Annotated in this window: 14 protein-coding genes; 6 read left to right on the top strand and 8 right to left on the bottom strand. The window is 71.5% G+C overall.

Features of this window, described 5'->3' with window-relative positions; all coding sequences use genetic code 11:
* Positions 1-93 precede the first annotated feature (93 nt).
* Positions 94-9,108 (top strand): type I polyketide synthase, encoded by a 9,015-nt coding sequence (locus tag DX116_RS16830; protein WP_119705346.1) that lies wholly within the window; start codon positions 94-96, stop codon positions 9,106-9,108.
* Complete coding sequence (acpS, locus tag DX116_RS16825; RefSeq protein ID WP_119705345.1) at positions 9,105-9,497, top strand: holo-ACP synthase AcpS; 393 nt, start codon at positions 9,105-9,107, stop codon at positions 9,495-9,497. The genes DX116_RS16830 and acpS overlap by 4 nt, the downstream gene beginning before the upstream one ends.
* 147 nt (positions 9,498-9,644) lie before the next feature.
* Here the strand turns inward: acpS and DX116_RS16820 are convergent, their stop codons facing one another.
* The 4 genes from DX116_RS16820 to fabG all read right to left on the bottom strand — a co-directional run bounded on the left by DX116_RS16820 (position 9,645) and on the right by fabG (position 13,235).
* Positions 9,645-10,634 (bottom strand): type IV toxin-antitoxin system AbiEi family antitoxin domain-containing protein, encoded by a 990-nt coding sequence (locus tag DX116_RS16820; RefSeq protein ID WP_119705344.1) that lies wholly within the window; start codon positions 10,632-10,634, stop codon positions 9,645-9,647.
* Between the two features lie 190 nt (positions 10,635-10,824).
* Positions 10,825-11,442: a TetR/AcrR family transcriptional regulator gene (locus DX116_RS16815; protein WP_233556854.1), complete on the bottom strand. Its 618-nt coding sequence runs from the start codon at positions 11,440-11,442 to the stop codon at positions 10,825-10,827.
* A 10-nt stretch (positions 11,443-11,452) separates the two neighbouring features.
* Positions 11,453-12,472 (bottom strand): phosphotransferase family protein, encoded by a 1,020-nt coding sequence (locus DX116_RS16810; RefSeq protein WP_119705342.1) that lies wholly within the window; start codon positions 12,470-12,472, stop codon positions 11,453-11,455.
* Between the two features lie 7 nt (positions 12,473-12,479).
* Positions 12,480-13,235: a 3-oxoacyl-ACP reductase FabG gene (gene fabG, locus DX116_RS16805; RefSeq protein WP_119705341.1), complete on the bottom strand. Its 756-nt coding sequence runs from the start codon at positions 13,233-13,235 to the stop codon at positions 12,480-12,482.
* Positions 13,236-13,405: 170 nt separating this feature from the next.
* Between fabG and DX116_RS16800 the strand changes: the two genes are divergently transcribed.
* The 3 genes from DX116_RS16800 to DX116_RS16790 are packed head-to-tail and all read left to right on the top strand — an operon-like array spanning position 13,406 to position 15,923.
* The gene (locus tag DX116_RS16800) at positions 13,406-14,932 is read left to right on the top strand and encodes an acyl-CoA carboxylase subunit beta (RefSeq protein ID WP_233556852.1); all 1,527 of its coding nucleotides are present in this window, start codon (positions 13,406-13,408) and stop codon (positions 14,930-14,932) included.
* Positions 14,932-15,159, top strand: coding sequence for a biotin/lipoyl-binding carrier protein (locus DX116_RS16795; RefSeq protein WP_119705340.1), 228 nt, complete (start codon positions 14,932-14,934; stop codon positions 15,157-15,159). Before DX116_RS16800 ends, DX116_RS16795 begins: the two co-directional genes overlap by 1 nt.
* A 38-nt stretch (positions 15,160-15,197) precedes the next feature.
* Complete coding sequence (locus DX116_RS16790) at positions 15,198-15,923, top strand: thioesterase family protein (protein ID WP_233556850.1); 726 nt, start codon at positions 15,198-15,200, stop codon at positions 15,921-15,923.
* Positions 15,924-16,216: 293 nt separating this feature from the next.
* On the opposite strand, the gene DX116_RS16780 is transcribed toward DX116_RS16790, so the two are convergent.
* Both DX116_RS16780 and DX116_RS16775 read right to left on the bottom strand, forming a co-directional pair.
* Positions 16,217-16,609, bottom strand: coding sequence for a globin (locus tag DX116_RS16780; protein ID WP_119705337.1), 393 nt, complete (start codon positions 16,607-16,609; stop codon positions 16,217-16,219).
* Positions 16,606-17,529, bottom strand: coding sequence for a mechanosensitive ion channel family protein (locus DX116_RS16775; protein WP_119705336.1), 924 nt, complete (start codon positions 17,527-17,529; stop codon positions 16,606-16,608). Before DX116_RS16775 ends, DX116_RS16780 begins: the two co-directional genes overlap by 4 nt.
* A gap of 33 nt (positions 17,530-17,562) precedes the next feature.
* On the opposite strand from DX116_RS16775, the gene DX116_RS16770 reads away from it, so the two are divergent.
* On the top strand, positions 17,563-17,847 hold the full coding sequence (locus DX116_RS16770; protein WP_147393700.1) for a hypothetical protein: 285 nt from the start codon (positions 17,563-17,565) through the stop codon (positions 17,845-17,847).
* A 31-nt stretch (positions 17,848-17,878) separates the two neighbouring features.
* On the opposite strand, the gene DX116_RS16765 is transcribed toward DX116_RS16770, so the two are convergent.
* Both DX116_RS16765 and DX116_RS16760 read right to left on the bottom strand, forming a co-directional pair.
* Positions 17,879-18,634, bottom strand: coding sequence for an SDR family NAD(P)-dependent oxidoreductase (locus tag DX116_RS16765; RefSeq protein ID WP_119705334.1), 756 nt, complete (start codon positions 18,632-18,634; stop codon positions 17,879-17,881).
* Between the two features lie 34 nt (positions 18,635-18,668).
* Positions 18,669-19,811, bottom strand: a complete 1,143-nt coding sequence (locus DX116_RS16760) for an acyl-CoA dehydrogenase family protein (protein WP_119705333.1) — start codon at positions 19,809-19,811, stop codon at positions 18,669-18,671.
* Positions 19,812-19,841: the final 30 nt, after the last annotated feature.

Genomic DNA, 19,841 nt, shown 5'->3' with positions numbered 1-19,841 from the left:
CCCTCGCATAAAAGTTGAGGAAGTCCTCATGTTTTGCGAGAATAGTGGGACCGCCCGTCGATCCAGCGACGGCAGTACCCCGAGGGATACCACGTGACCACGTTCGACACCCCGCTCGTCTCCAGCCCCACCTCCGAGCGCCGCGGAGCGCTCGTCGACCGCTTGGTCGGTGGCTCGCCGTACGCGATCGCCTTCGGCGGCCAGGGTGCGGCCTGGTTGGAGCCGTTGTCCGGACTCATCCGTGACTTCGCCCTCGAGGCCGACCTGGAGGCCCTCGTCGAGCGAGCCGAGTCGATGCTGGCGCCCGTCGCCCCCGAGCTGGCCCGCGTCGGCGTGACCTTCACGCCGCTCGCCTGGGCCGACGTCCTCGCCTCGTCGGAGTCCGCCGACGACGAGGACGCCCCCGAGCTGCCGACCTCCGAGGTGCTGGATACACCCGGAGCGTCGGTGCCCGGCATCCTGCTGGCCCAGCTGGCCGGCATCCGCGCGCTGCGCCGCCAGGGACTCGACCCGCAGACCGTCGCGCCGAGCGCCGTCGTCGGTCACTCGCAGGGCTACCTGGCCACCCAGTCGTTGGCGGGCGTGCCCGACGACGAGCTGCTCGCCGTCGCTCGCCTGATCGGTGCCGCCGCCCAGCTCGTGGGACGCCGCCGGGGTCTCCTCGGCCAGACCATGCTCAGCGTCTCGAACGTCGTCCCCAGCCGCATCGACGAGATCCTGGCCGAGCTGCCGTCCTCGCTGCGCGTCGTGTCGCGCCTGCGCAACGGACGTCGCAGCGTCGTGCTGTCCGGCCCGGCCGAGAGCCTGCGCATCGTCGAGGCCCGCTTCGACGAGATCGCCGCGGCCGAGAAGGCCGATCGCGACCGCAAGGTGTCCGGCGGCTCGCCGTTCGCGCCCGTGCTGGAGCCGCTGCCGGCGCAGCTCGCCTTCCACCACCCCGACCTGGCCGAGGCCGCTGATCTCGTCGCCACCTGGGCCGGTGCCTGCGGCCTCGACGCCGAGACGGCCCGCTCGCTGACGATGCGCTCGATCGTCGACCCCGTCGACTGGATCGCGTCGCTCGAGCAGGCGATGGACTCCGGCGCGAGCTGGGTGCTCGACCTCGGCCCCGGCGACCTCGCCGCGCGCCTGTCGTCGCGCGAGCTGGACGTCCGCGGCGCCCGCGTGATCGCGACGACCACGCGCCGCGGCCACCGCGAGCTGACCGCCGCCGGTGCCGCTCCGCACCCGTCCACCCCGTGGTCGGCGTACGAGCCCACGGTCGTGACGCTGCCCGACGGATCGGTGCACGTCGAGACCCGCTTCACGCGGCTGACCGGCAAGTCGCCCGTGCTGCTGGCCGGCATGACGCCGACGACGGTCGACCCCGCGATCGTCGCGGCCGCCGCCAACGCCGGCTTCTGGGCCGAGCTCGCCGGTGGCGGTCAGGTGACCGAGCAGATCTTCGCCGAGAACGTCGAGCGGCTGGGCGAGCTGATGACGCCCGGCAGCACGTACCAGTTCAACTCGCTGTTCCTCGACCCGTACCTCTGGAAGCTGCAGCTGGGGCAGAAGCGCCTCGTGCAGCGGGCCCGGGCCGCGGGCTCGCCGGTCGACGGCGTCATCGTGACGGCCGGCATCCCCGAGCTCGACGAGGCTGTCGCGCTGGTCGAGGAGCTCGGCGAGGTCGGCATCACCCACGTCGTGTTCAAGCCCGGCACCGTCAAGCAGATCCGCCAGGTCGTCGCGATCGCCAAGGCCGTCGCCCCGATCGCCGTCCACGTGCAGATCGAGGGCGGCCGCGCCGGCGGCCACCACTCGTGGGAGGACCTCGACGAGCTGCTCATCGCGACGTACGGCGAGCTGCGCGCGCTCGACAACGTCGTCGTGTGCGTCGGCGGCGGCATCGGCACGCCCGAGGTCGCCGCGGCGTACCTGACGGGCGACTGGGCCGCGCGCCACGGATTCCCGCGGATGCCGCTCGACGGCGTCCTGATCGGCACGGCCGCGATGGCCACGCTCGAGGCCACGACGTCGCCGGCCGTCAAGCAGCTGCTGGTCGAGACCAGCGGGACGAGCACCTGGGTCGGTGCCGGCACCGCCAAGGGCGGGATGGCGTCGGGTCGCAGCCAGCTCGGCGCCGACATCCACGAGATCGACAACGCGGCCTCCCGCACCGGACGCCTGCTCGACGAGGTGGCAGGCGACGCCGAGGCGGTCGCCGCGCGTCGCGACGAGATCGTCGAGGCGCTGAACCGGACCGCCAAGCCCTACTTCGGCGACGTCGAGACCATGACGTACGGCCGGTGGCTCGCCCGCTTCCTCGAGCTGTCGGGCACGCCTGAGTGGCTCGACGTCACGCTGCGCAACCGCTTCGTCGCGATGCTGCAGCGCGCCGAGGCCCGCCTCAACCCCGCTGACCGCGGACCCATCGAGACGCTCTTCGCCGACGCCTCCGCGGCCGACGACGGCGCCTCCGCGCTGCAGCGTCTGCGCGACGCCTACCCGGCCGTCGACGACGTCACGCTCCACCCGGCCGACGTCCTGTTCTTCGTCGACCAGTGCCGCACCCCCGGCAAGCCCGTCAACTTCGTGCCCGTGCTCGACCAGGACGTCCGTCGCTGGTGGCGCTCCGACTCGCTGTGGCAGGCGCACGACGCCCGCTACACCGCCGACGAGGTCTGCATCATCCCCGGCACGCTCGCGGTCGCCGGCATCGACCGGGTCGACGAGCCCGTCGCCGAGCTGCTGCGCCGGTTCGAGGACGCCACGATCGACGGCCTGCTCGCGTCCGGACGCTCGCCGCAGCGGGTCGCCGGACGCCGCCGCGTCGACGACGACGCCGGTGAGGCGCTCTCGCTCGTGCTGGCCGCCCCCGACCTGGTCTGGGCCGGCCGCACGGTGCGCAACCCCGTCCACCGTCTCGGTGCCGGCTGGGTCGTGGTCGACCCGCAGCGTGCCGAGCACCCCGAGACCGGCGCGACCCTCGTTCAGGTGTCGGCCGATGCCGCCGAGCTGACGGTCCCGATGGCGCGCCCGCTGACCCTGCGCATCACGGTCGACCGCTCCACCTACGTCGGCGCCGCGCCGGTCGTCACGACCGATGCCGCCGCCGAGGCCATGAGCGCGCTCGTCGTCGGCGCTGCCGGCGGCACCGTCCCGACCGTCGCCGACGGACGGGCCACCGTGACGGCTGCGTGGGACCCCGACCTGGTCGCCGACCACGCGGGCGTGACCGGTGCCTCCGTGCCGGTCCACCCCGTCCCCGACGTGCTCGTCGGACTCGCGTGGCCGTCGGTGTTCGCCGTGCTGGGCGACGCCTCCACCGCCGACGGCACCCCCGTCATCGAGGGGATGCTCGACCTGGTGCACCTCGACCACGCGATCCGGCTGACCGGCACGGTGCCGGCGACGCCGACCGATCTCGAGATCACCTCCGTGATCGACTCGATCGAGGACACCGACTTCGGCCGCGTCGTCGCCGTCGACGTCACGATCACCACGACGTCCGGCGAGGTCGCCGTCCTGCGCGAGCGCTTCGCGATCCGCGGACGCACGGGAGCCGGCCAGCTGGCCGACCCCGATCGCGCCGGCGGCTCGCTCGGTGCCGACGTCCGCGACACGCCCCGCAAGGCGCGCGGCTCGGCGTCGCTCGTCGCACCGTCCGACCTGCGCGCGTTCGCCGCGGTCACGGGCGACCACAACCCCATCCACACCAGCGTCGCCGCCGCCCGCCTGGCCGGCCTCGGCGACCCGATCGTGCACGGCATGTGGATCTCCGCCGCGGCCCAGCAGACGGTCAGCGACCGCCGCATCACGGGGTGGACGACGCGCTTCATGTCGCCCCTGGCACCCGGTGCACCCGTCTCGATCCAGGCCGACCGGGTCGGCCTCGACGCCGGCGCCGAGGTCGTCGACGTCACGGTGCGCTCCGGCGGAGACGTCGTCATGTCGGCGACCGCGCGCCTCGAGGCGCCCCGCACGGCCTATGCGTTCCCGGGCCAGGGCATCCAGCACCCCGGCATGGGCATGGCCGCCTACCAGCGGTCGAAGGCCGCACGCGAGATCTGGGACCGCGCCGACGCCCACACCCGCGAGGCCCTCGGCTTCTCGATCCTGACCGTCGTGCGCGACAACCCGACGACGCTCGTCACCCGCGGCGTCACCCACAAGCACCCCGACGGCGTGCTGTTCCTGACGCAGTTCACCCAGGTCGCGATGGCCGTGCTCGGCGCCGCCCAGATGGCCGAGCTGCGCGAGTCGGGCTCGTTCGTCGAGGGCTCGATCCTGGCCGGCCACTCCGTCGGCGAGTACAACGCGCTCGCCGCGGTGTCGGGCGTCATCCCGCTCGAGGCCGTCGTCGAGGTCGTGTTCCAGCGCGGTTCGGTCATGCACGGCCTGGTGCCTCGTGACGCGGCCGGACGCAGCGACTACCGCCTCGCCGCGATCCGTCCCTCGCAGATCGGGCTGACCGACGACGACGTCACGGCGTTCGTCGACGGCATCGCCGACCGCACGGGCGAGTTCCTGCAGATCGTCAACTACAACCTCAAGGACTCGCAGTACGCGATCGCCGGCACGGTCGCCGGCCTCGAGGTGCTGGAGACCGAGGTCAACCGTCGCCGCGCCGAGTTCGGCGGCAAGGCCGCGTTCATCCTGGTGCCGGGCATCGACGTCCCGTTCCACTCCACGGTGCTGCACGGCGGCGTGCCCGACTTCCGCGCGCGTCTGCAGGAGCTGCTGCCGGCGACGATCGACCCGACGATCCTGGAGGGCCGCTACGTGCCCAACCTGGTGCCGCGGCCGTTCACGCTCGACCGCGCCTTCCTGCAGGAGATCGCCGACCTGGTGCCGTCGCAGCCCCTCGACGAGGTGCTGGCCGACTACGACGCGTGGACCACGCGCCCGGGCGAGCTGTGCCGGATCGTGCTGATCGAGCTGCTGGCCTGGCAGTTCGCCAGCCCCGTGCGCTGGATCGAGACGCAGGACCTGTTCTTCACCTCGGTCGCCGACGGCGGACTGGGTGTCGAGCGCTTCATCGAGATCGGCGTCGGCCAGTCGCCGACCGTCGCCAACCTGGCGTCGTCGACCCTCAAGCTGCCGGGACGCTTCGGACCGGCCGTGCAGGTGCTCAACTTCGAGCGCGACAACGCCGCCGTCTTCTCGACCGACGAGGAGCAGGTCGTCGTCGAGGACGAGGCGCCGGCGACGCCGACCGAGCCCGTCGAGGCCTCCGCCGCCCCGGCTGCGGCCCCGTCGACAGGCTCGGGGAGCAGCGGTGGCCCCCGTCCGGCCGACCTGACGTACGACGCGGCCGACGCCACCCAGCTGCTGATCGCCTGGTGGACCAAGATGCGTCTCGACCAGATCGGTGCCGCCGACTCGATCGAGTCGCTGTGCGACGGAGCCTCGTCGCGTCGCAACCAGCTGCTCGTCGACCTGGGCGGTGAGCTGGGGCTCGGTGCCATCGACGGTGCCGCCGACGCCGACATCCCGTCGCTGTCGACGCAGGTCAAGGGCCTGGCACGCGGCTACAAGCCGTTCGGCCCGGTGCTGACCGAGGCCGTCGGCGACCACCTCAAGAAGGTGCTCGGTCCCACGGGCAAGCGCCAGGCGGCCATCGCCGAGCGCGTCACCGACGTGTGGCAGCTCGGCAGCGGCTGGGCGAGCCACGTGCTCGCCGAGCTCGCGATGTCGAGCCGCGACGGATCGAGCGTCCGCGGCGGCGAGTTCGGGTCGCTGACCGCGATCTCGTCGGCGGCCGACGTCGACGCCGCGGTCGACGCGAGCGTCCAGGCCGTCGCCGCCCGCCACGGCGTCAGCGTCTCGCTGCCGGCGAGCGGCGGGGGGGAGGCCACGATCGACGCGGCCGCCCTCGGCGAGTTCACCGCGCAGATCACCGGCCCCGACGGCGTCCTGGCCTCGTCGGCGCGGCTCGTGCTCGACCAGCTGGGCCTCACCCCGGTGCCGACGGTCGTCGAGCCCGACGCCGCGGACGCCGAGGTGCTGGCGCGCGTCGAGTCCGAGCTGGGCAGCGACTGGGCCCGCCTGACGGCTCCCGCCTTCGACCCGCTCAAGGCCGTCGTGTTCGACGACCGCTGGGCGTCGGCGCGCGAGGACCTCGCACGCCTCGCCGTCGGCCAGACCGTCGACGCGACCTTCGTGGGAGCCGGCGCGGTCGTCTCCGCGCAGGCCACGTGGTGGTCCGAGCACGTCGACGACGCCGAGCTCGCGGCCCGCTTCCGTCAGATCGCGTCCGACGCGCTCGCCACGACCGCCGGCCAGTGGGCCGACGACCTCGCGGTGGTGACGGGTGCCAGCAAGGGCTCGATCGCCGCCGGCGTCACGGCGCAGCTGCTCGCGGGCGGTGCGACGGTCGTCGCCACGACCTCGGGCCTCGACGCCCGCAAGCTGGCCTTCTTCAAGGACCTGTACCGGACGCACGCCGTCCACGGTGCCGCCCTGTGGGTCGTGCCGGCCAACATGGCCTCGTTCGCCGACGTCGACGCGCTGGCAGGCTGGGTCAACAGCGAGCAGACGCAGACCCGGGCCGGTGCCACCACGGTGCTGAAGCCGGCCATGACGCCGACGCTGCTCTTCCCGTTCGCGGCCGGTCGTGTCGCCGGTGACCTCACCGACGCGGGCAGCCGCACCGAGGTCGACATGCGCATCCTGCTGTGGTCGGTCGAGCGCCTCATCGGCGCGCTGTCGGCGCACGGACAGGACCACGACATCGACGCCAAGCTGCACGTCGTGCTGCCGGGCTCGCCCAACCGCGGCATGTTCGGCGGCGACGGCGGCTACGGCGAGGCCAAGGCGTCGCTCGACGCCCTGGTGTCGCGCTGGTCGGCCGAGCGCACGTGGGGCGAGCGCGTGACGCTGGCCCACGCCATCATCGGCTGGGTGCGCGGCACCGGGCTCATGGGCGCCAACGACCCGCTGGTCGAGGCCGTCGAGGCGGCGGGCGTCCGCACGTGGACGCCGTCCGACATGGCAGCGGCCCTGCTCGCGACGTGCGAGCCGGCTGCTCGGGTCGCGGCTCTCGACGAGCCCCTCACGGTGGATCTGACCGGCGGGCTCGGCGGCACCAAGATCGACATGGCCGCGCTGGCCGAGGGCATCGAGCGTCCGGTCACGGTCGCGCAGGACGACACCGGCACCATCACGGCGCTGGCGCCGTCGCCGGCCCAGCTCGACCGCGTCGAGCAGCTCGACTGGGCACCCGTCGACACGCGTCCGGAGGACCTCGTGGTCATCGTGGGCGCCGGCGAGCTCGGGCCCTACGGCTCGGCACGCACCCGCTTCGAGGTCGAGGTGAGCGACGAGCTGTCGGCCGCCGGCGTCCTCGAGCTGGCCTGGTCGACCGGGCTGGTCAGCTGGGACACGCAGGGTGGCGGCTGGTTCGACACCGCGACGCAGGAGAAGGTCGACGAGGCCGATCTCGTCGAGCGGTACGAGGAGACGGTCCGCGAGGCCGTCGGCATCCGCCGCTACGTCGACGAGGGCGCGATGGTCGACAACACCGCGCCGCTGCTGACGTCGGTCTACCTCGACGACGACCTGTCGTTCTCGGTGGGCAACGAGGCCGAGGCCCGCGCGCTGCGCGACGCCGACCCCGAGCGGACCGTCATCGCGGCGTCCGCCGACGGAGACTGGACCGTGACGCGCAAGGCCGGCACCGAGATCCGCGTGCCGCGCCGCATGAAGCTGACCCGCACGGTCGGCGGCCAGATCCCGACGGGCTTCGACCCGACGGTCTGGGGCGTCCCGGCCGAGATGGTCGAGTCGATCGACCGCGTCGCGCTCTGGAACCTCATCTGCACGGTCGACGCCTTCCTCTCCAGCGGCTTCACGCCGTCCGAGCTGATGCGCTGGGTGCACCCCGCGCTGGTCGCCAACACCCAGGGCACCGGCATGGGCGGCATGCAGTCGATGCAGTCGCTCTACATCGACACGCTGCTCGGCGAGAGCAAGGCCAACGACATCCTGCAGGAGGCTCTGCCGAACGTCATCGCGGCGCACGTCGTGCAGTCGTACGTCGGCTCGTACGGTGCGATGGTGCACCCCGTCGCGGCCTGCGCCACGACCGCCGTCTCGGTCGAGGAGGGCGTCGACAAGATCCGTCTCGGCAAGGCGGAGTTCGTGGTCTCGGGCGGCTTCGACGACCTGAGCATCGAGGGCATCGTCGGCTTCGCGGACATGTCGGCCACCGCCGACTCGGGCGCGATGAAGGCCAAGGGCATCGAGGACCGCTACTTCAGCCGCGGCAACGACCGTCGCTACGGCGGCTTCGTCGAGTCGCAGGGCGGCGGCACGATCCTGCTGGCCCGCGGCGACGTCGCGGCCCGCATGGGCCTGCCCGTGCTGGGTGTCGTGGCCTACGCCGGCTCGTTCGCCGACGGCGTCCACACGTCGATCCCGGCTCCGGGCATCGGTGCACTGGCCGCCGGTCTGGGCGGACGTCGCTCGGCGCTGGCGCGCGGTCTGGCGTCGGTGGGCCTGACGGCCGACGACGTCGCGGTGCTGTCGAAGCACGACACGTCGACGGGCGTCAACGAGCGCAACGAGTCCGAGCTGCACGAGCGGCTGGCGGCGGCGATCGGTCGCAGCGACGGCAACCCGTTGTTCGTGGTGTCGCAGAAGACGTTGACGGGTCACGCCAAGGGTGGTGCGGCGGCGTTCCAGATCATCGGCCTGTGCCAGGTGCTGACGGGCGGTGTCGTGCCGCCCAACCGCAGCCTCGACTGCGTCATGGACGACCTGGCCGAGCACGAGCACCTGGTGTGGCTGCGTGAGCCGCTGCGCACGGGCCAGCTCAAGGCCGGTCTGGTCACGAGCCTCGGCTTCGGACACGTCGCGGGCCTGCTCGCGATCGTCCACCCGCAGGGCTTCGTGGCGACGCTGTCGGACGACGAGCGCGACGCGTACCTGGCGCGGGCCGAGGAGCGGCAGATCGAGGGCCGCATGCGCCTGGTGCGCGCGATGTACGGCGGTGCGCCGCTGTACTCGCGTCCCGGCGACCGCCGGCTCGGCACCGACGGCGTCCGCACGCGGGAGGCGGGCATGCTGCTCGACCCCGCCGCGCGGCTGGGCGACGACGGCGCCTACTTCGGGGCTGCCTGCGAGTGACGGTCGTCGGGGTCGGGGTCGACCTGGTCCACGTGCCGTCGTTCGTGGACCAGCTCGACCTGCCCGGCACGCGGTTCGAGGGCGCCTTCCTGCCCGGTGAGCTGCGCGACGCCCGGGGTCGCACGACCGACCCCGGGCGTCACCTCGCGGCCCGCTGGGCGGCGAAGGAGGCGGTCGTGAAGGCCTGGTCGGCGTCGATGCACGGCGAGGCGCCGGTGATGTCCGAGCACGTCCACCACCTGATCGAGCTCGTCGCCGACGCTTGGGGGCGTCCGCGCATCCGCCTGCACGGCGAGGTGGCGCGTCACCTTGCAGGTCACGCGATCGAGGTCTCGCTGAGCCACGACGGCGACTACGCCGTCGCCTACGTGATCCTCACCCGCCCCTAGGCCCACCCGACGGCCCTCGCGGTTTACCACGCCGGCAGGGCAAACCGATTTCGCGGTTCACCACGCCGGCAGGGCAAACCGGGCGGGGGCACGGCAGGCTTGCCACGCCCGGACACGGGTTGCCGCGTCCGGGCGCCTTGTCGTACGTCAGCTCAACGGGATGTGGACGGCGTTGCGGGTGTACAGCGTGCGAGACCGCTCGATACCGCGCTGGATCATGCCCGCGGTCTCGGGCTGGACGTGATCGTCGAGGCCGTGCCAACTCCAGCGCGACATGCCGAACAGCTGCTCGCGCACGGCGTCCTCGCGCACCTTCTCTGCGACGACGGTCGCGCCGGGGTCGCTGCGGTCGGGGTTGAGGCGTCCGTACTTGGAGAGGCCGTCGAACTCGCCGGTGTGACGCGCAGCCAGCCACGTGAAGTCGGTGCGCGCCACGAAGCGTCCGTCGGCGTCCTCGATGACGTGCTGGAGCTCGGGGCGGGGGATCGCATGGCGCCACATCATGTGCAGCGACCTCACCTCGCCGACGGTCTCGAGGCGGCCGTCCGAGAGGCGGATGGCAAGGCGCGCCCGCCGCGAGCCGAGCCAGTGGGCGAACTGTTGGCCCGCCTCGAGCATCGTCTCGGCGTCGATGCCGTGGTCGCGCATGGCGGAGCTGGCCACCACCATGCCCGCCTCGACGGAGGACTGGCTGCACGTCTCGAAGACCGCACGGATCGGCGCGACGACGAGCAGACCGCCCACCGTCCGCACGTCCTCGTCGGGCACGACGGTGCCGCGATGGAAGACGACCCCAGCCTCCCTGCGCCCCGACCGCCCGTCCAGGCGCGTCACGTGCACGGTCGCGAGGTCGGCGCCGTAGACGTCCAGCCCGAGGAGCGCGGCTGCGGTGTGGTGGCTCGCGACGTATCCCGGTCCTAGCTTGTCGAGCACCGAGCGGGCCAGGACGCAGTGCCGCTGGGTCGGAGACAGGTGGGACCACGCTGCCTCGAGCACGTACGTGCCGTGCCGGATGCGGCGAAGGATGCCGGCACGCATCGCCCGGCGGATCGTCGCGTCGTCGTGCCCGATGTCGTTCAGCTGGTGTCGCATGACGTAGCCGCTGTTGATCTCGATCACGAGGCGCAGGTCATCCACCCATCGACCATCTCGACTGGTCGGGGCGGGGGCTATCGGCATCCGGAGCGCTGTGGACAACCGGACGGCGGCAGAGCGCTGTGGACAGCCTCGTCAGGGCGCGGCAACCGTCGTCCGGACGAGGCAGGCTTGCCCCGCCGGGACCCGGTTTGCCCTGCCGGCGTGGTAAACCGCAGCGGGCGGGGCGGGGCTAGCTGTGCTCGGCGCTGAGGAGGTAGGACGCGAGCAGGCGCTTGAGCTCGATGATCGACTCGCTGTGCTCCTGGCCGTCGCGGATCGAGAAGTTGAGCATCGAGTAGGCGACGTGCACGAGCACCTCGGCCATGATGGTGCGGCGCTCGCGGGGCGTGCCGGGGGTCAGGGGCGCGAGGGCGCGCGAGACCTCGGCAGCCAGCTCGCGCTCGGTGACGGCGGCCGTCGCCCGCGTGGCCGGCGTCGACTGCACGGCGAGCCACACGGCCCGCCGCGACGGGTGGCTGACCCACAACGCCGCCATGTGGTCGATCAACCGGTCGAGGAACTTGAGCCAGTCGAGCGTGGGGATCGCCTCGGCGAACGTGCGCAGCTCGCTGCGCACCGCGACGGCGTCGACGCGGTCGAGCTCGCACACGATGACGTACTTGTTCTGGAAGAACTGGTACAGCGTGCCGATCGGCAGGTTGGCGCGGCTGGCGACCTCTTCGCACGTGAACGACTCGAAGCCGACCTCGAGCAACAGCTCACGCGACACCTGGAGCAGGTGGTCGAACTTCTTCTGGCTCCGCTCCTGCGTCGGGCGGCGCCGGGGTTCGAGGATCTCGGCCGTCACCCGCGCCACCCTAGCGTGAAGCGGCGATACCCGCCTCGATCAACGGTGCGATGGCGTCGCCGATGCCGTCGAAGCCCGTGCCCACGGTCTGCCCGTGCGCGTGCCGGTAGTGGATGCCCTCGAGGATCACCGCGAGCTTGAAGTACGCGAGCGACAGGTGGTACCCCATGTCGCTGACGTCGCGTCCCGAGCCCGCCGAGTAGCGCTCGATGACGGCGTCGCGGTCGAGGTAGCCGGGTGCGTTGGCGGCATCGGTGACGAGCGCGCCGGAGCCGGGGTTGAGCTCGGCCAGCCCTTGGTAGGCCAGCATGAGGGCGACGTCGCTGAGCGGGTCGCCGAGCGTGCTCATCTCCCAGTCGAGGACGGCCGTGATGCGGTCGTCCTGCACCAGCGCGTTGTCGAGCCGGTAGTCGCCGTGGACGATCGTGCCCTCGCCGCTGTCGGGCACGCCGGCGTCGAGGTGGGCCACCAGCTGGTCCATGCCGGGCAGCTCGCGGCTCGTGGACGCGGCGAGCTGCTTCTTCCAGCGCGACACCTGACGTCCGATGTAGCCGTCGGGCCGGCCGAACTCGCCCAGCCCCACCGCGCGGTAGTCGACGGCGTGCAGCTCGACCAGCGTGTCGACGAGCCGCTCGCTGATCAGGCGCGTGCGCTCGGGCCCGAGGGGCTCGAGCTGGGACGCACGGCTGTACGGGGTGCCGGCGACGCGCTCCATGACGTAGAACGGTGCGCCGATGACCTCCACGTCGTCGCACAGGGCGACCATCGCCGGCACCGGCACGGGGGTGGTCGCCAGCGCCGCCATGACGCGGTACTCGCGCGACATGTCGTGCGCCGTGGCCAGCACGTGCCCCAGGGGAGGACGCCGCACGACGTACTCGTGGTCGCCGTCGGTGACCAGGTAGGTCAGGTTCGACTTGCCGCCCGTGATGAGTGACGCCTCGAAGGTGCCGCTCACGGCGTCGGGGGAGACGCCGGCCAGCCAGTCGGCGACGGCGCGGGTGTCCAGCCCCTGGGGATCGGTGCTCATGGGCGTGTCAGTCCTTCGGTCCGCCGGCGACGTAGATGACCTGGCCGGAGACGAAGCCCGCGCCCTCGCTGACCAGGAACGACGCCGTGTGGGCGATGTCCTCGGGCTGACCGACGCGCTGCACCGGGATCTGCTCGGCGCTGAACTTGATGAAGTCGTCGAAGTCGACCTTCATGCGGGCCGCGGTCGCTGCGGTCATGTCGGTCTGGATGAAGCCGGGCGCGATGGCGTTGGCGGTGATGCCGAACTTGCCCAGCTCGATGGCCAGCGTCTTGGTGAACCCCTGCAGGCCGGCCTTGGCGGCCGAGTAGTTGGCCTGGCCGCGGTTGCCGAGAGCGGACGTGCTCGAGAGGTTGACGACGCGGCCGTAACCCGCCTCGGTCATGTGCTTCTGGGCGTACTTGGTCATCAGGAACGAGCCGCGCAGGTGCACGCCCATGACGAGGTCCCAGTCCTCGACCGTCATCTTGAACAGCAGGTTGTCGCGCAGTATGCCGGCGTTGTTGACGAGGATCGTCGGGGCGCCGAGCTCGTCGGCGATGCGGGTGACCGCTGCTGACACCTGCGCCTCGTCGCTCACGTCGGCGCCGACGGCCAGGGCGGTGCCACCGGCGGCGGTGATGGCGTCGACGGTGCCCGCGCAGGCGGCCTCGTCGAGATCGACGACGGCGATGCGGTGGCCGTCGGCGGCCAGGCGCTGGGCGACGGCTGCGCCGATGCCGCGGGCGGCTCCGGTCACGATCGCGGTACGGGATTCGGTCACGGTGTGCTCCTCAGGGCCAGGTGGTTCTAAGCGCTTGCTTAGTCCGGACGTCAGCACGTTATCGCACCGACGGTCGGGTGCGCGAGATCACCGGCCGACACGGTGCGCAAAGATGAGGGGTTCCTCATCTTTGTGTATAGTTGAGGAAAACCTCATGTTTAGGAGCCGATGTGCCGAAGCTCGATCGTCCGGCGGTCGCCGACGCCACGGTGTCGACCGATCCGCACGAGCTGCCCGATCAGCGCGCCATCCTCGCCGAGCGCCGCACCAGCCGGTTCGCCCGCGTCGAGCCCAAGGGCAAGCGGGTCTACACGGCGCGTGAGCGCGCCGAGATGCTGGTGGACCCAGGATCCTTCGTCGAGATGACGCCGATGCGCTCGGCGTCCCCCGGCGCGGGCAGTGGTGTCGTCTCCGGCTGGGGCACGACCGACGGGCACTCGGTCGTCGTCGTCTCGCACGATGCAGCCGTCGCCTCGGGTGCGATCGGCGCCGTGATGGCCGAGGCCATCCAGAAGGCCCAGCGGTTCGCCATCGACAAGGGCTACCCGATCGTCTACATCAACGACTCGGGTGGAGCCCGCATCCACGACGGCATCTTCGCGCTGCACGGCTGCGGCGGCATCTTCGCGCTCAACATCGAGGCCCAGAGCCGCATCCCGCAGATCTCGCTGATCCTCGGACCCTGCGCCGGAGCGGCCGCCTACTCGCCGGCGCTGACCGACTGGACGATCATGGTCAAGGAGCAGGGGCAGATGTTCCTGACCGGCCCCGACATCGTCAAGGCCGCCACCGGCGAGGACGCGTCCGCCGAGGACATCGGCGGCTCGCAGCTGCACACGAAGGTCAGCGGGGTCGCACACCTCGAGGTCGACAGCGAGGAAGAGGCCTTCCACGCCACCCGCCTGCTGCTGTCGTTCCTGCCGACGCACAAGGGTGGCGCGCAGAAGCGCCACGACCCCGTGCCGGCCAACCCGCACTCCGTCGAGGCGCTGCCGACCCTCGTGCCCGAGAAGTCGAGCATCGTGTTCGACATGAACAAGCTGCTCGACGGCGTGCTCGACAACGGCGCCCGCCTCGAGCTCATGCCGGAGCACGCCCCCAGCATCCTGACGCTGTTCGCCCGCATCGACGGGCACGCCGTCGGCGTCCTGGCCAACCAGCCCAACGCGCGCGGCGGCATCCTCGACTCGAAGGCGTCGGTCAAGGCCGCCCGCTTCGTCGAGTTCTGCGGACGGTTCGACCTTCCCGTCCTCACGTTCGTCGACGTGCCCGGCTTCCTGCCCGGCACCGTCGAGGAGGGGCGAGGCGTCATCACGCATGGCGCCAAGCTCCTCAAGGCCTACGTCGACACCAAGAGCCCCAAGCTCACGGTCGTCGTCCGCAAGTCGTACGGCGGCGCCTACATCGCGATGGGCTCGGCCTCGCTCGGCGCCCACGCCAACTGGGCCTGGGCCAATTCCGAGATCGCCGTCATGGGGCCCGGCGGCGCCGTGGCGCTGCTGCACCGCCGCGCGCTCAAGGAGGCCGAGGAGCCGACGGTCCTGCGCGACGAGCTCGCCGCCGTCTACCGCGAGGAGGTCGCCCGTCCGTACCTGGCGGCCGAGGCCGGCATCGTCGACGACGTGATCCTGCCCGAGGAGACCCGCGACCGCATGATCGCCGCGCTCCGCATGCTGACGCACGGACAGGGGTCGTGATGCACCTCGCACGCGCAGAGATCGTCTCGAACGTCTGGAAGATCGAGGTCCGCGAGGGCGACCAGGTCGGGCCGGGCGACGTGCTGGCCGTGCTCGAGTCGATGAAGATGGAGATCCCTCTCGTCGCCTCGGTCCACGGGCACGTCGGCAAGATCCTGGTCGAGCTGGGCCAGATCGTGCAGGAGGGCGACCCCGTCATCGAGATCGACGAGACCGCCGGCGCCTGACGCCGCGCAGGTGCGGGCCGGCTGACATCATCGAGGACGTGCACGAACACCACATCCCGATGCGCTGGGCCGACATCGACTCGCTCGACCACGTCAACAACGTCGTCTACCTCACGTACGCCGCCGAGGCGCGCGCCGCGATGGTCGCCGCCGACGAGCTCGCGGACGGTCTGACCGCCGTCACGATGACGGTGCGCTTCGTGCGTCCCCTTCGCCTCGGGCGCCGACCCGTGGTGGTCGTCGGCGAGGTCGACGGCGACGACGTCGTGCAACGCATAGCGCTCGACGGCGAGGCCGGCCGCACGGTCTTCGCCGAGGTCACGACCCGCATGGGGGAGCGCAGTCCCGCGGCACTGCGCGACGACGTGCCGACCACCCCGCTGAGCCTGCGCCGCGACGACCTGGGCCCCGGCGGCCACGCGTCGTCGGCGAAGGTGTTCGAGCTGTTCCAGGAGACCCGCGTGCTGCACATCTCGACGGCTCTGTCGTCGATGCGTCCGGGACGGTTCGTCGTCGGCACGTCGGCCGTGACGTTCCGCGACGACATCGGCTGGAGGCCCGAGCCCCTGCGCGCGTCAGCCTGGATCAGCCGCGTCGGCAACGGGTCGTTCGAGATGCGCTCCGAGCTGTCGGACGGCCGTGCCGTGCTCGCGGAGTCGACGACCACGTTGGTCGGCTTCGATCCGGCCACGCAGACGTCGAAGTCGTTCGACGACGCCGAGCGTCAGCAGCTGCGCGACCTCGTCCCCGTCTCCGCCTCGTAGGCGGTGGGTCCGCCACCGTCTGGGACGTCAGAAGGGTGCGGATGCACCTCCCGCGGGGTCTACAAGGAGTTCACCATGCTCGCCTGTCGGTTCATGGTCGAACTCCGCCGCTGCGGTCAGCCGGCACGCTTCAGGCTCTACGCGGAGTTCACCATGCTCGCGTGTCGGTTCATGGTCGAACTCCGCCGCTGCGGTCAGCCGGCACGCTTCAGGCTCTACGCGGAGTTCACCATGCTCGTCTGTCGGTTCATGGTCGAACTCCGCCGCTGCGGTCAGCCGGCACGCTTCAGGCTCTACGCGGAGTTCACCATGAACTGCGCGGCGTGCTGGGCGTAGGCCCAGAACTGGGCATCGTGCTCGGGGGAGAGGGCGGCCCGGTCGAGCCCGGCGCGGAAGTGCACCAGCCAGCGGTCGCGGGCCTCGGGGGTCACCTCGAACGGCGCGTGCCGCATGCGCAGACGAGGGTGGCCCCGCTGCTCGGAGTAGGTGGTGGGGCCACCCCAGTACTGCTCGAGGAACATGCGGAACCGGTCGCTGGCCGGCCCGAGGTCCTCCTCGGGGTACATCGGACGCAGCAGGTCGTCGCCGGCCACCCCGGCGTAGAAGGTGTCGACGACCAGCTTGATGGTGTCGTGGCCGCCGATCGCCTCGTAGAAGGTCTGCTCGGTCGTGGGCTGCTCGGTCATCCCTGCTCCTGGTGGATCGTGGCGACGGGGAAGGTCGTCGGCATCGTGATGCCGGCCCGGTCGAACTCGGCCTTGATGCGCTGACGCATCGCGCGGGCGACGAGCCACTGCTGTGCGGGCGCCGTCTTGAGCACCACGCGCACCACGACGCCGTCCTTGTCGAAGCGCTCGACGCCCCACACCTCGGGAGCCTCGATGATGACGTCGTGGAACTGCTCGTTCTCGTACGTCGTGGTGGCCACCTCCTGCAGGATGCGCTGCACCTGGTCGAGGTCCGCGTTGTACGAGACCGTCACGTCGAGCACCGTCCGGGCCCAGTTCTGGCTCTGGTTGCCGACGCGCAGGATCTCGCCGTTGCGGACGTACCAGACGGTGCCGTTGACGTCGCGCAGGCGGGTGATGCGCAGGCTGACGGCCTCGACGGTGCCGGTGGCCTCGCCCAGGTCGACGGTGTCGCCGACGCCGTACTGGTCCTCGAGGATCATGAAGATGCCGGACAGGAAGTCCTTGACCAGGTTCTGCGCGCCGAAGCCGAGCGCGACGCCGACGATGCCGGCGCTCGCGATGATCGGCGCGATGTCGATGTGGACGGTCGACAGGGACGTGACGACCACGACCGCCAGGATCATCCCGGTCGAGACGCTCTTGAGCAGCGAGCCCATGGTCTCGGTGCGTTGCTGCCGCCGCGCGTGGTTGGCCGGTTTGAGCCCGTCGAGGAACTCGCCGGCGCGGCTGTCGGCGATGAAGCCCGGCATGTTGCCTCGCGCGGCACGGTGGACCAGGCGGTCGACGGCGCGGTTGATGAACCAGCGGAACGCCAGACCGATGACGATGATGAGCAGGATCCTGCCGGGCACGGCGACCAACGAGTCGTAGGCGAAGCCGTCCGGCAGCTTCCAGTCGATGTCGAGGTGAGGCATTGCTCCAGCCTACGGGTGGATACGATGGGGCCCATGAAGACTCCTGCTCGCGTGCTCGGTCTCGTGCTCGCCACCGTCGTGACGTTCATCGCCGGCTCGGGTGCGGCCTTCGCCGACGCCCCCACGGGCGGAGCCTGGCCCGAGGGCGAGGGGCGCAGCGTCCTCGACACGATCATCCTGTTCGGCGGCGGCACGGCCGGCCTGTTCATCGTGGTGGCGCTGTTCGGACTGCTCACGGCCCGCAACAACTACGTGCCCCCGTCCCCGGGCACCGAGATCGAGACGACGTCGAGCGACAACAGCCCCGCGCACCACTGAGGCGCACGGGGCCGCTCGGCTTCAGCAGGTCTCAGCGCGGCGCCATGCGCAGCGCACCGTCCATGCGGATCGTCTCGCCGTTGAGGTAGTCGTGGTCGACGATCATCGTCACGAGCTTGGCGTACTCGGCCGGCTCGCACAGCCGCTGCGGGAACGGGACGCCGGCGGCCAGACCGGCCCTGAACTCCTCGCTGACCGTCGCGAGCATCGGCGTGTTGACGATGCCGGGCGCGATCGTGCACACGCGGATGCCGTACTGGGCGAGGTCGCGAGCGGCCGGCAGGGTCATGCCGACGATGCCGCCCTTCGACGAGGCATAGGCGACCTGGCCGATCTGGCCGTCGTACGCGGCGATCGAGGCGGTGTTGACGATGACGCCGCGCTGGCCGTTCTCGTCGGGCTCGGTCTGCGCGATCGCCTCGGCGGCCAGCGCCAGCACCGTGAAGCTGCCGACCAGGTTGATCTGGACGATCTTGGCGTACAGGCCGAGATCGTGGACGCCCTTGCGGCCGAGGATGCGCGCCGACGGCCCGATGCCGGCGCAGTTGACGACGGTGCGCAGGGGCAGGGTCTCGGACGCCGTCGCGACTGCGGCCCGCACCTGCTCCTCGTCGGTGACGTCGGCGGCGAGGTAGGTGACCCCGGCGACCTCGGGTGCCGCCTCGATCGACGAGGCCAGGTCGATCGCGTAGACGGACGCACCCAGGTCGGCCAGGTGGGCCGCGGTCGCGGCGCCGAGTCCGGACGCGCCGCCGGTGACGATGGCCGCGGTGTCGTTGATCTGCATGGTTCTCCTTCTGGGAATGTCTCGATGGTGGGGGTCAGGCGCCGAGGTTGCGGCTGATGACGAGTCGTTGGATCTGGTTGGTGCCCTCGAAGATCTGCATGACCTTGGCCTCGCGCATGAACCGCTCGACCGGGAAGTCCTTGGTGTAGCCGGCGCCGCCGAGCACCTGCACGGCGTCGGTGGTGACCTTCATGGCGTTGTCGGTGCAGACCAGCTTGGCGATCGACGCCTGGCGCGTGTACGGGCGACCGGCATCCTTGAGCCTCGCCGCGGCGAGGTAGGTGGCACGGGCCGACTCGACGGCTGCGGCCATGTCGGCGAGGACGAAGGCGAGGCCCTGGTGGTCGATGATCGCCTTGCCGAACGCCTCGCGCTCGCGGGCGTAGGCGGTGGCGACGTCGAGCGCCTCCTGGGCCAGGCCGGTCGCGACGGCGGCGATGCCGAGCCGTCCGGCATCGAGCCCGGCCAGCGCGATCGAGAGTCCCTGCCCCTCGGCGCCCAGGCGGTGCGACTCCGGGACGCGGACGCCGTCGAACAGCATCGTCGCCGTCGTGGACGACATGAGGCCCATCTTCTGCTCGGGGTTGTCGGCGGTCAGGCCAGGCGTGTCCGCCGGGACGAGGAAGCAGGAGATCCCGCGACCTCCGTCGTCGCTGGTGCGCGCCATGACCTTGTAGAAGTCGGCCTGGCCGCCGTGCGTCGTCCAGGCCTTCGCGCCGTCGATGACGTACTCGTCGCCCTCGCGGACGGCCCTGGTGCGCATCGCGGCGGGGTCGGAGCCGGCATGGGCCTCCGACAGGCAGTACGCGCCCAGCTGCTCGCCCGACAGCATCCGGGGCAGCCACTCCTGCTTCTGCTGCTCGGTGCCGGCCGTGAACAGGCCGAAGCACGACAGGGCGTGCACGCTCACGCCGACGCCGACGCTGGCCGACGCCGACGCGATCTCCTCGAGTGCCTGCAGGTACACCTCGTACGACTGATTGCCGCCGCCGACGTCCTCGGGGTACGGCAGGCTCAGCAGGCCTGCGCGACCCAGCGTGCGGAACACGTCGCGCGGGAACTCGGCCCGCGCGTCGAGGTCGGCGATGACGGGTCGCAGCTCCTTGGCGACGATCGAGCGCGTCAGGTCGATCAGGTCGGCCGACTCCTCGGTGGGCATGAGTCTCTGGGCGGGCATGGTCCTCCTCGTGGCTGTACGCATTACAGT

This window comes from Aeromicrobium endophyticum (genome assembly GCF_003586285.1).
In the GTDB taxonomy this organism is placed as follows: domain Bacteria; phylum Actinomycetota; class Actinomycetes; order Propionibacteriales; family Nocardioidaceae; genus Aeromicrobium; species Aeromicrobium endophyticum.
The sequence above is the reverse complement of the archived record's forward strand: the minus strand, read 5'-3'. Positions and strand labels throughout refer to the sequence as shown.

Excerpts from the sequence above, each read along its gene's own strand:
- DX116_RS16810 (WP_119705342.1), bottom strand. The coding sequence starts at position 12,472 with ATGAGCACCGATCCCCAGGGGCTGGACACCCGCGCCGTCGCCGACTGG.
- DX116_RS16795 (WP_119705340.1), top strand. The coding sequence starts at position 14,932 with ATGCACCTCGCACGCGCAGAGATCGTCTCGAACGTCTGGAAGATCGAG.
- DX116_RS16780 (WP_119705337.1), bottom strand. The coding sequence starts at position 16,609 with ATGACCGAGCAGCCCACGACCGAGCAGACCTTCTACGAGGCGATCGGC.
- DX116_RS16775 (WP_119705336.1), bottom strand. The coding sequence starts at position 17,529 with ATGCCTCACCTCGACATCGACTGGAAGCTGCCGGACGGCTTCGCCTAC.
- DX116_RS16770 (WP_147393700.1), top strand. The coding sequence starts at position 17,563 with ATGAAGACTCCTGCTCGCGTGCTCGGTCTCGTGCTCGCCACCGTCGTG.
- DX116_RS16765 (WP_119705334.1), bottom strand. The coding sequence starts at position 18,634 with ATGCAGATCAACGACACCGCGGCCATCGTCACCGGCGGCGCGTCCGGA.
- DX116_RS16760 (WP_119705333.1), bottom strand. The coding sequence starts at position 19,811 with ATGCCCGCCCAGAGACTCATGCCCACCGAGGAGTCGGCCGACCTGATC.